Below are 13,126 nucleotides of genomic sequence, written 5' to 3' on the forward strand. Positions count from 1 at the left end.
GATAGGCACGGTGTGGAAGCGCTGCAAGGCGTTGAGCTAACGTGTACTAATGGCCCGTGAGGCTTGACCCTATAACACCCAAGGGGTCTGGTCGCCGTGATAACGAAAACCGGATACGCAGCAGCAAGCCAAGGCGCTTGCTGACAAGAGACGATCACTTACCTCGTCAACGACGAACTCAGGATGATATGCATTACCCGTTACGCCTGACGGCCATAGCGAGCGTGAACCACCTGATCCCATCCCGAACTCAGCAGTGAAACCGCTTAGCGCCGATCGTAGTGTGGGGTCTCGCCATGCGAGAGTAGCTCATCGTCAGGCACTCATACCGCAAAAACCCCACCCAAACGCCTGGGTTTTTTGTTGCCGCCAAGAAAATTGCCGAAAAGATCAAGTGAAATAAAAACCCAGCCATATGGCTGGGTTTTTGCATTTAAGCACTCAGAGAGCTGGATAATCCATTAACCGGAGAGTGACTCTAGGGCTTCAATGAAGCTATCCATCTCATCGTCGGTGCCGATGGAGATACGCAGGAAGTTGTTGAGTAGATTGGTATTGAAGTGGCGTACCAAAATGCCTCGCTCCCGAAGGCCCGCAAACAGCTGCGCACCGGCAAAGTCAGGGTGCTGAGCCAGCAGGAAGTTGGCTTTTGAGGGCAGTACCTCAAAGCCCAGCCCTTCCAGCCGTTGGCGGGTTCGCTCACGGGTAGTAATGACGTTGTCCCGGCAGGCGTTGAAGTGCTGGGTATCTTTCAGTGCCTCAATACCGACCACACTGGCTAGGCTATCGACCGGATAGGAGTTAAACGAATCTTTTACCCGCTGTAAGCCTTCGATTAGCTCAGGGGAGCCAATCGCGTAGCCTAGACGTAAGCCCGCCAGACTGCGTGACTTGGAAAAGGTACCGGTGACCAGCAGGTTCGGATAACGCTCGACCAGTGCCACCGTGCTCTCTGCGCCAAAATCGACGTAGGCTTCATCGATCAACACCACGCGATCCGCCACACGTTTCAGCAGTGCTTCGATGCTCTCAAGGGAGTGAGCGTGGCCAGTAGGCGCATTGGGGTTGGCAAAAATCACCCCGCTACGTTCGGAATCGTTGGCAAGCGCATCCAGGTCGACTTCCCATTGATTGTTAAGCGGATGCTTGCGCAGTTCCACGCCATACAGGTTGGCATACACCGGGTAGAAGCTGTAAGTAATCGACGGTACATCCAGCGGTGCCCCATGGCAGAAGAACGCCTGGAACGCGAACGCCAGCACTTCGTCAGAACCATTGCCAACAAAGGTTTCTGCTACGCTTACACCATACGTGTCTGCTAAGGTTTCACGCAGGGCCAAGGACGTCGGATCAGGATAGAGACGCAAATGATCAACTGCATAGTTGCGTAGTGCCTCGCTGACACCAGGGGCAGGTGGGTACGGGTTCTCGTTTGTATTGAGTTTGATAACGCGTTCACGGGGCTGCTCGCCTGGCACGTAAGGGGTAAGCTCCCTAACGGCTGGGCTCCAATATTGGCTCATAAGGGTAACCTGATTATCCTAGCGGTAATGGCACCATGGTCGCCTGATGGCCGCTAGAGCGCAAGCATTCCCATGCAGGCTAGGTGAGAACTTACTTCTACGTCAGAGGGGGTGGGCGTCGCACCTTGTAGCGGTTATGCTGTCATAAGCGCGCGAAAGAAATGTATGTCCAACACGATAAGGAGACACCCAATGCAATTCAGGAGTTTGCTAGCCGGTTCGGCTATGTTGGCACTGTTGGCGGGCTGCGCAGCTGGCCCAACGGATCAGCGCGAAGATGCAGGCATGACCGCATCACAGGCTAACTACCAAGGCACTCTGCCTTGCCGTAACTGTGACGGCATTGACCTGGATGTAACGTTGGTGGGAGAAGAGATGAGCGCCCCGGAAGAGCGGACGTTCACGCTGGATGCGACTTACCGTAATCACCCCCAGACACCGCCGGACGAGAACTATGCCGGTAACTGGGAAGTGTTGACCGGTACGCCCTCTGACCCCGATGCGACGGTCTACGAGCTGACGCCGAACGGCGACGGCCAAATCTACTACTTCCAGCGTATCGATGAGCGTACCTTGGAGCTGATCGACCCTGAGCGCCGCCGTTTCGAAAATGGCGAGATGCTGCAGCTACAGCGTCAGTAAGACCTTACGCGACGCTCGAAGGCGGCCACTGGCCGCCTTTTGCATTTCTGAGCACTCTTCTAGCCTTTAGTACGTGACGCAAGAGAAGGAGCAAACAGGCAGTGGCAAAAGCGAAAAGTGCCTTTGTCTGCACCGAATGCGGTGCAGAGTACCGTAAATGGCAGGGCCAGTGTACGAGCTGCCAAGAGTGGAACACGCTAACGGAGGTCAAGCTGGCAAGCGCTCGCCCCGGTAGCGGCACCACTACCGGGCGCGCCGGGTACGCAGGCGATCTATCACGAGATGTAGTCGACCTCAGTAATGTCGATTTAAGCGAGGTGCCAAGGCTGAGCTCCACCTTTGCAGAGTTTGACCGCGTGCTAGGCGGCGGCTTGGTGCCGGGCTCCGCCGTTTTGTTGGGTGGCAACCCAGGGGCTGGTAAATCGACGCTGCTGCTACAAACTGCCTGTAAGCTTGCCCAGCAGCGGCGTATTCTCTACGTCACGGGGGAGGAGTCGCTTTCCCAGGTGGCTATGCGCGCCCACCGCCTGCAGCTACCCACTAACGGGCTGAAGATGCTAGCGGAAACCAGCGTAGAGACCATTCTAGCGGTGGCCGAGCGGGAGAAGCCGGAAATATTGGTCATCGACTCCATTCAGACCATGCACTTGGAAGATATCAGTTCTGCCCCTGGCGGCGTTGCCCAGGTACGCGAATCCGCTGCCGCGCTTACCCGCTTTGCCAAGCAGACTAATACCGTGCTGCTGCTGGTGGGCCACGTCACCAAGGATGGCACCCTTGCGGGTCCCAAAGTGCTAGAGCATATGATTGACGCCTCGCTGCTGCTGGAAGGCGGTGCCGACTCCCGCTTTCGGACGCTGCGTGGGCAGAAGAACCGCTTTGGCGCGGTCAATGAGTTGGGCGTATTCGCCATGCTGGAGCAGGGGCTGAAAGAGGTGAAAAACCCCAGCGCGATATTTCTTTCGCGTCAAGAGGAGCAAGCGCCGGGCAGTCTCGTCATGGTGGTGTGGGAAGGTACGCGACCCATACTGGTAGAAGTACAGGCGTTAGTGGATGAGTCAGCGCTGGGCAATCCCCGCCGTGTGGCTGTGGGGGTCGATCAAAACCGCCTCGCCATGCTATTAGCCGTTCTTAACCGTCACGGCGGACTGTTTACCGGCGATCAGGATGTATTTCTTAACGTGGTGGGCGGTGTCAAAGTGCTGGAAACCAGCGCCGACCTCGCCGTGCTCTTGGCGGTCGTGTCGAGTCTGCAAAACCGCGCTTTACCGAAAGAGCTGGTCGTGTTTGGCGAAGTGGGTTTGTCCGGTGAGATACGCCCGGTACCCAGTGGGCAGGAGCGTATTGCAGAAGCGGCCAAACACGGTTTTCTTCGCGCTATCGTACCGCGTGCCAACGCCCCTAAGCAGGCACCCAAAGGCATGGAAGTGATCCCCGTGGATAAATTGAGCGATGCGCTAGAAGCGCTGTAACTTCGGCTATGCTTATCTAAAAAGGAGAGGGATGATGAGTTCGATTCGATTAACCCAATATAGCCACGGAGCGGGCTGCGGCTGCAAAATCGCCCCGGACGTACTCGATGGCATTCTCGCCAAGGCCGGACCGGCAGCCGGGCATCAGCGGCTGATCGTGGGCAACCAGGGGCGTGAAGACGCCGCCGTATACGATCTCGGCGACGGTCGCAGCATGATTGCCACCACCGACTTTTTCATGCCTATTGTCGATGACCCTTTTGATTTTGGCCGTATTGCCGCGACCAACGCCATTAGCGATGTGTACGCCATGGGTGGCACACCGGTCATGGCACTGGGCATTTTAGGCTGGCCGCTGGATAAACTTGGCCCAGAAATCGCCGGTGATGTGGTGGCGGGTGCCCAGGCCGTTTGCCGTGAACTGGGCATTGCCCTGGCCGGCGGTCACTCCATTGATGCCCCTGAGCCGATGTTTGGTTTAGCAGTGAACGGGCTGGTCGATCTTGAGCACTTAAAACTCAACAGCCAAGCTAAGCCCGGCGACCTGCTGTTTCTCACTAAACCGTTGGGCGTCGGGCTATTAACCACAGCGGAAAAGCGCGGCTTGCTAGAAGCCGGGCATCATGGCCTAGCCCGTGAAACCATGCTCAAACCCAACACCATTGGTATCGCGCTCTCCAAAGTGAAGGGCGTCAACGCCATGACGGATGTTACCGGCTTTGGTTTGGCAGGGCATCTCACCGAAATGTGCAGTGCCAGCGGTGTGATGGCGCAGATTGATTTCCGCCGTCTGCCCCGGTTAGCTGAAGCGGAAGGCTATCGCCGCCAAGGTGCCGTGCCCGGCGGCACCGTACGCAATCGCGACGCCCTGGGTAGCGCGCTGCCCGTCATGGATGAAGCCCACTGGCAGTGGCTCTGCGACCCGCAAACTTCTGGCGGGCTGCTGATTAGCGTAGACCCCGCATGGGAAGATGACGTTGAGCGTATTGGTCGTGAGTACGGCCTAACGTTGGAGCCGTTCGGTACCCTAAAAGCACCCCAGGGAGACGCTAAAATCGAGGTTATTGGATGACCCTGCCGACCACGCCTGCGTCCCTTAAGGTGATTGCGTCAAACACGCCGCTGATTGATGTACGCGCCCCGGTAGAGTTTGCCCAAGGCAGCCTGCCGGGGGCGGTCAACCTACCGCTGATGGTGGATGAAGAGCGCCACCAGGTAGGCATTGCCTACAAGCAGCAGGGCCAGCAAGCCGCCATCGCGCTGGGTGAGCGGCTGGTCAGCGGTGAAATAAAGCAAGCGCGTGTCGCCGCTTGGCAGGCCTACTTAGCCCAGCACCCGGATGCGAGTATCTACTGCTTTCGCGGCGGTCTGCGCTCGCAAATTGCCCAGCAGTGGCTTGTCGATGCAGGGCTTCATCGCCCACGCATTGAAGGCGGCTGGAAAGCGCTACGCCAGCAGCTCTGCCAACGGATTGACGAAGCCGCGCAGCAGCCTATGCTGGTGGTGGCAGGGCTCACCGGCTGCGCTAAGACGAAGCTGATTAACCAACTGCCCAACGGCATTGATTTGGAAGCCTGCGCCAATCATAAAGGTTCTGCTTTTGGGCGGCAGCCCGACGAACCCACCACCCAAATCGATTTTGAGCACGCGCTGGGCCAGCGTTTGATTGGGCAGCCGGGTAAGCTTGTGTTGGAAGATGAGTCCCGACAGATTGGCAATGCCAATCTCCCGCTCGATTTTTGGCATGCCCTACAGCAAGCGCCGCGTATTCGTATCGAAATGCCGCTAGATTGGCGGCTAGATCAGCTACGCCGCGACTATATCGAAGCGCTAGAGCAGGGTTACGCCGCTCGCTTTGGCCCAGAGGAAGGGTGGCAGCGCATGCAGCGTCAACTGGCGAGCGCGTTAGAGCGGCTGGCAAAACGCCTGGGCAATGCCCGGCTACAGCGTTTGCAACGTATGCAGGCCATGGCTTTCCGTGCCCATGCCGCCGGGGATATCCAAGCCCATGAGGCGTGGCTTGCCCCGCTGCTGACCGAATATTACGACCCGCTCTACCGTTACCACTTGGAGAAACAGCAGGGAAACCGGCCCACAGAACTTCATATAGGCGATTGGGAGAGCTGTCTCGCCGCTGCCAAACAGTGGAGTGCTTAGCGGCGGCAGGTGGTGGGGGTTAAGCGCGTTTCAGCCACTGGGTCATGACGCGATCTAACAGCGGTGCCAAGCGCTGAAAGCGCGTGGGGTCTTCCAGTATCTGCTCATCGGTTTGCACAAAGTGCCCGCTGGAAGGGCTTTTCGCCGTGGGCCGCTCGTTGGCGTTCAGCAGCGGTGCTACGCTGGCCTGGGTCGTTTCAAAGTGGCATAGCAGGCCCGCCACGCGGCCTGCGTCCCAGCTAAACCCTTGCAGCGGGGAGGCGGCACTGCCGCCTAATGGTAGCGCGCCATCGGGTAGGCTAAACACCAGGCGGTGCCACATAAAGGCCTCAAACTGCTCGGGTAGGTCGAAGGTGCTTTCCGAGGCTAGAGTGACGGTATGCCAGCCGGTTTCGGGGTAGGTGCCAGGGGCGACGACCGCCTCAAGCGCTTCCGCGATCCATAGCGCCCCTAGACCAATGCCCAGAATAGGTTTTTGGCCGTCCAAGTAGCGATTGATCAGTTTGCGCTCCGCTTTATGCCAAGCGGGCGGTTCGCTCAACAGGGCTTCGGGGCCATCTAGCACGATGAGCGCATCGCACTCCCCAGGGCGAGGCGTGAGTTCGCCCGCGTAGAGGTGAAAAACGGTGTAACTATGGCCCATACTCTCAAGCCAGTCGGTCAGACGGGCGGGACCATGGTCAGGGCCGTGCTGTAGCAGATGAATATGCATGGTAATCTCCTCGCCGGCCGAGCACATCAAACGCCGCGGGGTCGCCCGCTGCGTGGGTGCGACGATAACGCATCGCGTTCATTTCACCAACTCAGTTTCATAGACTCAGTTTCACAAACCTAGTGACTCAGGAATTCAGCATGGTGGCTAAACCCCCAGGATTTTATCAGCGGCTTCAACTGCTGCCGCTGCCCGCCCAGCAAGCCTTTATGGCAGCACTGTGCGAGCGGCTGTTACCCAACTACGCCCTTTATGAGCAAACCAGCGGCCATGGCGATGGGCACACCCTGCGCACTGTGCTGAATCTTGTATGGGAGCGCCTTAGCGTACCCAACGCCAGCATCGACTTTGCCCGCCAAGCGGAAAAGCTGGCCGAATGCGAGCCGCCGGAGGGCGATGAGAGTTTTGGCGCACGTCGGGCGCTGGATGCGGTCGTGTCGATCTCTGCGTTACTCGATACGCTGCAAGGCGAATCCCCCGAAGCCGTGCTGGATGTCAGCCGCACCTCGCGGGCTGGTGTACGGGCGTTCATCGAACTCACCGAAGGGGAAGTGGACGCTCAAGCATTGGCGCTGATCATTCGCGACCATCCGCTGATGGAAGACGAAAACGACTTCCAAGATGCGGTTCTGGAAGCGGTCAGCGGGTCGATCAATAAAACAACACTCAAAGAGATTCGCACGCTTGGGCGCAATAACGGCATTAGTAATTTGGGGCTAACACTGGATGAGGAAGCCGGGGCAGAGTAACTGCCCCAGCCTAAAACGTCGCGCGGCTTATAAACGCATTTCGATGCCGCGTTCGGCCATATAGCGTTTTGCTTCTGGAATGGTGTACTCGCCAAAGTGGAAGATACTCGCGGCCAGTACCGCATCGGCACCGCCTTTCAGCACGCCATCCACCAAATGATCTAAATTGCCGACGCCGCCGGAAGCAATCACCGGCACACTCACCGCCTCAGAAATGGCATGGGTGACACCCAGATCAAAGCCAATCTTAGTGCCGTCACGGTCCATGCTGGTCAGCAGCAGCTCGCCTGCGCCAAACTCGACCATTTCCTTGGCCCACTCCACCGCATCCAGGCCGGTGGGGCGACGGCCGCCGTGGGTGAAAATCTCCCAGCGGTCAGGCTCGCCTTCCTTAGACACTTTTTTAGCGTCAATCGCCACCACAATGCACTGGCTGCCAAAACGCTCGGCGGCTTCACGCACAAATTCGGGGTTCGTCACCGCCGCGGTATTGATTGAGACCTTATCGGCCCCAGCGTTCAGCATGGTGCGGATATCGTCGCAGGTACGAATGCCGCCTCCCACGGTTAAGGGAATAAACACCTCACCCGCAATACGCTCGACCATATCCACCGTGGTGGCGCGGTCTTCGTGGCTCGCGGTGATATCAAGAAAGGTGATTTCATCGGCACCCTGCTGGTTATAGCGCTGAGCGATCTCCACCGGGTCGCCCGCGTCACGAATACCCACAAAGTTAACGCCTTTCACCACGCGCCCGGCATCCACATCCAGGCAGGGGATAATGCGTTTGGCTAAGCTCATTCGCTACCTCCACTCAACTGATCGCTTAAGCGCTGGGCTTCAGCGACATCCAGGCTGCCTTCGTAAATCGCCCGTCCGGTAATTGCGCCCAAAATGCCGCTATCGGCGACATCGCACAGGGCACGAATATCGTCCAGATTGGTTACGCCGCCGGAGGCGATCACCGGTAGGCCGCCTTCGCGGGCCAGTGCGGCGGTGGCTTCCACATTGACACCCTGCATCATGCCGTCGCGGGCAATATCGGTGTACACAATGCTGGAAACACCGTCGTTAGCGAAGCGCTTGGCAAGCTCGGTAGCTTTGACGGTGGAGACTTCTGCCCAGCCATCGGTGGCCACATAGCCATCTTTGGCATCCAGGCCAACAATAATGTGGCCAGGGAAGGCGCGGCACATTTCACCCACAAACTCAGGCTCTTTGACCGCTTTGGTACCGATGATCACGTAAGAAACACCGGCGCTGAGGTAGTGTTCAATCGTCTCTGCCGAGCGGATGCCACCGCCAATTTGAATCGGCAGGTTCGGGTAAGCGCGGGCAATGGCGGTGACCGCCTCACCGTTCACCGGCTTGCCTTCAAAGGCACCGTTCAAATCCACTAGGTGCAAACGGCGCGCGCCTGCTTCTACCCAGCGCGCGGCCATGGCCACCGGGTCGTCGCCGTAGGAGGTCGCATCGTCCATGCGGCCCTGCTTTAAGCGCACACACTGGCCGTCTTTGAGATCGATCGCGGGAATTACCAACATAGTGAAACCTCTCAGGGCGTCCAGGTGACAAAATTTTCCAGCAGGCGCAGGCCCGCACGGGAGCTTTTTTCCGGGTGGAACTGCACGGCAAAGGTGGCATCGCGGCCAATCGCCACGTGAGCGCTCACACTGCCGTACTGGGTGGTGCCGAATACCTGGGCATCGTCGGCGGCATTGACGTAATAGCTGTGCACGAAATAGAAGTGCTCATGATTATCGATGCCTGCCCAGAGCGGGTGGTCGTGGTGTTGATTCACCAGGTTCCAACCCATGTGCGGTACTTTCAAGCGCTGCTCTTGCGCGTCGCGCATATTGGCCGGGAAGCGGTCTACGCTGCCTTGGAAAAACCCCAAACAGTCCACGCCGCCATTCTCTTCGCTGCGCTCCATCAGCATCTGCTGGCCCACGCAAATGCCCAGCAGCGGTTTGGCTTGGCGGGTTAACACGTCATCCACTAGGCCGCGCAGTTCGGTGCGTTCGAGTTCGCCAACGCAGTCACGAATCGCCCCTTGGCCCGGCAGCACTAGACGGGTAGCGCCCAGAATACGCCGTGGGTCGCGGGTGATGATCACATTCTCATGGGTGACGTGCTCAAGCGCTTTAGCCACGGAGTGTAGGTTGCCCATTCCATAATCGATTACCGCAATGGTCATGAAGCGCTCCTTAAGGTCGTGGGCGATAGATTCGTAGGCGAGAGGCGTGCCGTTACGCCGCTAACCGCAACGATCGGCATTATAAGCTGCCTTTGGTAGAGGGCATTTGCCCAGCCATGCGCGGGTCTTCCGCAACGGCCATACGCAGTGCGCGGCCAAAGGCTTTGAAAATGGTTTCGGCCTGATGGTGAGCATTAAAGCCTTTTACGTTGTCGATATGCAGCGTCACTCGAGCATGGTTCACAAAGCCTTGGAAAAATTCCCAGAACAGCTGCGTATCCATACTGCCAATGGTATCGCGGGTGAACTCGACATTCATATAAAGGCCGGGGCGGCCGGAGAAATCAATCACTACCCGAGAGAGCGCCTCATCCAGCGGCACATAAGCGTGGCCGTAGCGGTAGATGCCGCGCTTATCGCCAATGGCCTCGTTGAATGCCTGGCCCAGGGTGATGCCCAAATCTTCAACGGTGTGGTGGTCGTCGATATGCAGGTCGCCTTTGGCATGAATATCGAGATCTACCATCCCATGCCGAGCCACTTGATCCAGCATGTGGTCTAGAAACGGAACGCCAGTTTCACAGTTCAAGCGGCCTTCGCCGTCAAGGTTGACGCTGACCGTAATCTGCGTTTCGTTGGTGTCACGGCTTACCGTGGCAATACGCGCTGACATGTTGCATCTCCTGCGCCGGGGCGCACTCTGAGGAATAATCGGCGGGCAGCAACTGCGGCCAAAACAACCATTATAGAGAATCGGCGCCCCCATCCGCTACAATGCGGGGAATGTCGCCGCTGTTTGCGGCGCTAACATAGCAGCCTAGCTGCGTTGGCAACGAGGATTTCACCATGCCGGTGACACTGCAATATGTCGACCAGGCCCGTTGGGAAGCAGAAGAGCAGGTGCGCATCGACTTAGTGCGCATATATGAAGACGCGCCCCAAGAGCGCATGCCCACTCCCACGGTTTTGCCATTTATCGAACAGCATTTAAAGGAACAGCAATTTTTTGCCTGTGCCCACTTCAATGACCGCCTGTTAGGCGCGGTGGCGGTGCAAGAAGCCGACGACCGCGCCTGGTGGCTGTCTGAGCTATGCGTGCGTAAAACTACGCGTCGTCGCGGTGTCGGCTCACGGCTGATGGCGCTAGTGGGCGAGCAAGCCAAGCAAGATGGCCGCGTACTGCGTATTGCTACCACCACTCTGCCGCTGGCAGACCGAGTACTGCTATCGAAATTAGGCTTTCGACCCGTTGCCGAGACCTCGTCTTCTGCCCCGGACCTGCCGGCGACCAGTGATTTTGTTGAGCTAGACCCACAAGGAAAAGGGTAATGAAACAGCTATTACGTATTTTGCTGGCCGCCATAGGCATTTTAGCCATTGTGGCAGTGGCCGCCGTGGTGTACGTCACCACCTTTTTAGACCCAGAAGACTTCAAACCACGCTTAACCGCTGTGGTAGAGGAGCAAACCGGCCTGAACTTAGCTCTGGAAGGCCCGATTACCTGGTCGTTTTACCCTCGTATTGGTGTCAGCGTTGAGCAGGCGCGCGCCTGGCTGCCTGATCAAGCACAAGATGAAACCGCCTTCGCCGCCATTAACCGTGCTGAAGTGAGCGTTGCCTTTGCTCCGCTGCTGCGCGGAGAGATTGCCGTGGATGGCCTGACGCTGGATGGCATGCGCCTCAATTTGGAGAAGAACGCTGAAGGCGAGGGCAACTGGCAGCCGCTGTTGGAGCGACTCTCTGAGCACAACAACGAATCCGCTGAAACCGTGCTAGCTCCGGCAAGTGCTGGCCCCAATGCCGATGCAGGCAGCCTCTCGGTGGTATTAAGCATCGCCAGCGTCGAAGTAAAAAATGCTGATATTCGTTACCGCGATGAGCAGAATCAAGCGCTCTGGCGGGTTCAGCCGCTGAATATTTCAGGCACCAATGTGAATCCGGTACGCTCCTTCCCGCTAAAAGCCATGTTCACGCTTACTAAGCATGACCGGCTGGATGCCGAAGAGCTTGAGCGCGCGCCAAACATGACCAGCGAGGTAAATCTTGAAACACGCCTGCGGCTTGGCCTAGAAGATGAACAGATCATCTTTGAAAACACCCAGCTAACCACGCATACCCGTCAGGGAGAAGCGAGCGAACCGCAGCAGCTCAGCTTAAAAGCGGCTGAAATTGTTGCCCGTTTAGCTGAGCAACAACTAAGCGTTACCGAAGGCGTGCTGGAAGCTGGGCTGCGCCACCCAGAAAACTGGCAAGGCAGTCTTGCCGTTGCCCTAGCATTTGGCCTGGAAACCGATTTTGCCGCCCAAACCGCGCAGCTTAAAGAGGTTCAGCTCACCGGGCCGGACGGCCTGCGTGTAAGCGGCCACTTGAATGTCGAGCAACTGCTGGACGCGCCGCAGTACAGCGGGCAACTGACCGCCGCGCCGTTTACGCTGCGGCCTTGGATTTCCCGCACGGGTGTGAAGCTCAATACTGCCAGCGAAGCCGCACTTAGCGATGTCGCGCTCACCAGCCCCATCGAAGGCAGCTTGAAGCGTATCTCCCTGCCGCGCCTCTCGCTGGTGGTAGATGACAGCACCTTTACCGGCGATATTGCCGCCGCGCTGGATGGTACCCAGCTCTCCTTCAACCTAGAAGGCGATACGCTCAATCTGGATCACTACCTGCCTGGCCCCGAAACCGCGCAGCAAGCCAGCCGTGGCCTGCTGCGTAAAGCCTTTGCTCAAACCAGCGGAACGCTGCTGCCCCAGGCATGGTTAAGTACGCTCACCCTTCAGGGCGATTTGAGCGTCGACCAACTGCTACTGGCTGGGCTGACTTTTGACGATACTCAGCTGGCGCTGCGCGGTGAAAACGGCAACCACCGCCTCACTGCCTTTGAGTCCCGTTTCTACGAAGGGGAGTTGAGCGCCACCGGCCAGCTGGATGCCACTGGTGATGTACTGGAGTGGCAGCTCTCGCCCAGCATTAGCAATGTGCAGGTAGCACCGTTAATCGAAACCTTCAGCGAAGAAGAGGCCCCGCTGCGCGGACGCTTCAATCTAGACGGCGCGCTGACTACCCAAGGCAACCGCCGCGATGTGCTCACCAGCAACCTCAACGGCGAATTAACCGCGCGGCTCAACGATGGCGCGATTCTACGCACCAACATCTCCCGAGAGATGTGCGAGCTGGTTGCTCAGCTAGAAGGCCAGCAGGTGGAGCGAGAATGGCACCCGGACACCCGCTTTGAGCGTTTTGAAGCCACCTTCCAGGTGCGCAACGGCGTGGTTGAAAGTGACGACTTGCTGATTACGCTACCGGGTATCAACGTGCAAGGGGAGGGCGACTTCAACCTCAATAGCCTCAACTTCACGACTCAAGCGAACGCACGGCTAGTGGATACCGCTGACGCCGCCTGCCAAGTCAACCCACGGCTTCAGCAGCTGTCGCTGCCGGTAAGCTGTGAAGGCCATGTAGGTGACGATAAAGCCCAGTGGTGCCGCTTCGACCGCACCGCCTTCGAAGCATCGGTGGTTGATCTGCTGCGTAACGAAGCCGGGAGCCGGGTAGAAGAAGAGCTAGAAGAGCGGATTGGTGAATCCATCGACCGCATTGATGAGCGCTTAGGCGAAGGCGCAGGCCAAGAGCTGCGTGACGGTATTCGTCGCCTGTTTAACTAACCAAAGACTGCT

13 protein-coding genes and 1 rRNA gene are annotated in these 13,126 nt (G+C 58.0%); 8 read left to right on the top strand and 6 right to left on the bottom strand.

What is annotated here, in order from left to right:
- Positions 1–205: 205 nt before the first annotated feature.
- Positions 206–321 (top strand): 5S ribosomal RNA (rrf, locus tag AC13CY_RS18035).
- Between the two features lie 140 nt (positions 322–461).
- On the opposite strand, the gene hisC is transcribed toward rrf, so the two are convergent.
- Positions 462–1,523, bottom strand: a complete 1,062-nt coding sequence (hisC, locus tag AC13CY_RS18040) for a histidinol-phosphate transaminase (RefSeq protein WP_082051480.1) — start codon at positions 1,521–1,523, stop codon at positions 462–464.
- Between the two features lie 192 nt (positions 1,524–1,715).
- Here hisC and AC13CY_RS18045 point away from each other — a divergent pair, with 192 nt between their 5' ends.
- The 4 genes from AC13CY_RS18045 (at position 1,716) to mnmH (ending at position 5,794) form a co-directional block, all read left to right on the top strand.
- Positions 1,716–2,165: a copper resistance protein NlpE N-terminal domain-containing protein gene (locus tag AC13CY_RS18045; RefSeq protein ID WP_044630451.1), complete on the top strand. Its 450-nt coding sequence runs from the start codon at positions 1,716–1,718 to the stop codon at positions 2,163–2,165.
- 101 nt (positions 2,166–2,266) lie between these two features.
- Entirely contained in the window at positions 2,267–3,637 is a 1,371-nt protein-coding gene (gene radA, locus AC13CY_RS18050; RefSeq protein WP_044630452.1) for a DNA repair protein RadA, read from the top strand.
- A 31-nt stretch (positions 3,638–3,668) separates the two neighbouring features.
- Positions 3,669–4,709, top strand: a complete 1,041-nt coding sequence (gene selD / locus AC13CY_RS18055) for a selenide, water dikinase SelD (RefSeq protein WP_044630453.1) — start codon at positions 3,669–3,671, stop codon at positions 4,707–4,709.
- On the top strand, positions 4,706–5,794 hold the full coding sequence (gene mnmH, locus AC13CY_RS18060; protein ID WP_044630454.1) for a tRNA 2-selenouridine(34) synthase MnmH: 1,089 nt from the start codon (positions 4,706–4,708) through the stop codon (positions 5,792–5,794). The genes selD and mnmH overlap by 4 nt, the downstream gene beginning before the upstream one ends.
- Before the next feature lie 19 nt (positions 5,795–5,813).
- Here the strand turns inward: mnmH and AC13CY_RS18065 are convergent, their stop codons facing one another.
- Positions 5,814–6,506: a type 1 glutamine amidotransferase gene (locus AC13CY_RS18065; RefSeq protein ID WP_044630455.1), complete on the bottom strand. Its 693-nt coding sequence runs from the start codon at positions 6,504–6,506 to the stop codon at positions 5,814–5,816.
- Between the two features lie 140 nt (positions 6,507–6,646).
- On the opposite strand from AC13CY_RS18065, the gene AC13CY_RS18070 reads away from it, so the two are divergent.
- Positions 6,647–7,255 carry a YjaG family protein gene (locus tag AC13CY_RS18070; RefSeq protein WP_054645224.1) on the top strand — a complete coding sequence of 203 codons (609 nt, stop codon included), beginning with the start codon at positions 6,647–6,649 and terminating at the stop codon, positions 7,253–7,255.
- A 27-nt stretch (positions 7,256–7,282) separates the two neighbouring features.
- Here AC13CY_RS18070 and hisF read toward each other — a convergent pair whose 3' ends face one another.
- From hisF to hisB, 4 genes are all read right to left on the bottom strand, one after another.
- Positions 7,283–8,056: an imidazole glycerol phosphate synthase subunit HisF gene (gene hisF, locus AC13CY_RS18075; protein WP_044630457.1), complete on the bottom strand. Its 774-nt coding sequence runs from the start codon at positions 8,054–8,056 to the stop codon at positions 7,283–7,285.
- On the bottom strand, positions 8,053–8,799 hold the full coding sequence (hisA, locus tag AC13CY_RS18080) for a 1-(5-phosphoribosyl)-5-[(5-phosphoribosylamino)methylideneamino]imidazole-4-carboxamide isomerase (protein WP_044630458.1): 747 nt from the start codon (positions 8,797–8,799) through the stop codon (positions 8,053–8,055). Before hisA ends, hisF begins: the two co-directional genes overlap by 4 nt.
- 11 nt (positions 8,800–8,810) lie before the next feature.
- Positions 8,811–9,452, bottom strand: a complete 642-nt coding sequence (gene hisH / locus AC13CY_RS18085; protein WP_044630459.1) for an imidazole glycerol phosphate synthase subunit HisH — start codon at positions 9,450–9,452, stop codon at positions 8,811–8,813.
- A gap of 79 nt (positions 9,453–9,531) precedes the next feature.
- The gene (hisB, locus tag AC13CY_RS18090) at positions 9,532–10,125 is read right to left on the bottom strand and encodes an imidazoleglycerol-phosphate dehydratase HisB (protein WP_044630460.1); all 594 of its coding nucleotides are present in this window, start codon (positions 10,123–10,125) and stop codon (positions 9,532–9,534) included.
- A 173-nt stretch (positions 10,126–10,298) separates the two neighbouring features.
- Between hisB and AC13CY_RS18095 the strand changes: the two genes are divergently transcribed.
- Both AC13CY_RS18095 and AC13CY_RS18100 read left to right on the top strand, forming a co-directional pair.
- Complete coding sequence (locus tag AC13CY_RS18095; RefSeq protein WP_044630461.1) at positions 10,299–10,781, top strand: GNAT family N-acetyltransferase; 483 nt, start codon at positions 10,299–10,301, stop codon at positions 10,779–10,781.
- Entirely contained in the window at positions 10,781–13,114 is a 2,334-nt protein-coding gene (locus AC13CY_RS18100; protein ID WP_044630462.1) for an AsmA family protein, read from the top strand. The genes AC13CY_RS18095 and AC13CY_RS18100 overlap by 1 nt, the downstream gene beginning before the upstream one ends.
- Positions 13,115–13,126: the final 12 nt, after the last annotated feature.

This window comes from Vreelandella sp. L-15, assembly GCF_056857635.1.

Excerpts from the sequence above, each read along its gene's own strand:
- hisC (WP_082051480.1), bottom strand. The coding sequence starts at position 1,523 with ATGAGCCAATATTGGAGCCCAGCCGTTAGGGAGCTTACCCCTTACGTG.
- AC13CY_RS18045 (WP_044630451.1), top strand. The coding sequence starts at position 1,716 with ATGCAATTCAGGAGTTTGCTAGCCGGTTCGGCTATGTTGGCACTGTTG.
- selD (WP_044630453.1), top strand. The coding sequence starts at position 3,669 with ATGATGAGTTCGATTCGATTAACCCAATATAGCCACGGAGCGGGCTGC.
- mnmH (WP_044630454.1), top strand. The coding sequence starts at position 4,706 with ATGACCCTGCCGACCACGCCTGCGTCCCTTAAGGTGATTGCGTCAAAC.
- AC13CY_RS18065 (WP_044630455.1), bottom strand. The coding sequence starts at position 6,506 with ATGCATATTCATCTGCTACAGCACGGCCCTGACCATGGTCCCGCCCGT.
- AC13CY_RS18070 (WP_054645224.1), top strand. The coding sequence starts at position 6,647 with ATGGTGGCTAAACCCCCAGGATTTTATCAGCGGCTTCAACTGCTGCCG.
- hisF (WP_044630457.1), bottom strand. The coding sequence starts at position 8,056 with ATGAGCTTAGCCAAACGCATTATCCCCTGCCTGGATGTGGATGCCGGG.
- hisA (WP_044630458.1), bottom strand. The coding sequence starts at position 8,799 with ATGTTGGTAATTCCCGCGATCGATCTCAAAGACGGCCAGTGTGTGCGC.
- hisH (WP_044630459.1), bottom strand. The coding sequence starts at position 9,452 with ATGACCATTGCGGTAATCGATTATGGAATGGGCAACCTACACTCCGTG.
- hisB (WP_044630460.1), bottom strand. The coding sequence starts at position 10,125 with ATGTCAGCGCGTATTGCCACGGTAAGCCGTGACACCAACGAAACGCAG.
- AC13CY_RS18095 (WP_044630461.1), top strand. The coding sequence starts at position 10,299 with ATGCCGGTGACACTGCAATATGTCGACCAGGCCCGTTGGGAAGCAGAA.
- AC13CY_RS18100 (WP_044630462.1), top strand. The coding sequence starts at position 10,781 with ATGAAACAGCTATTACGTATTTTGCTGGCCGCCATAGGCATTTTAGCC.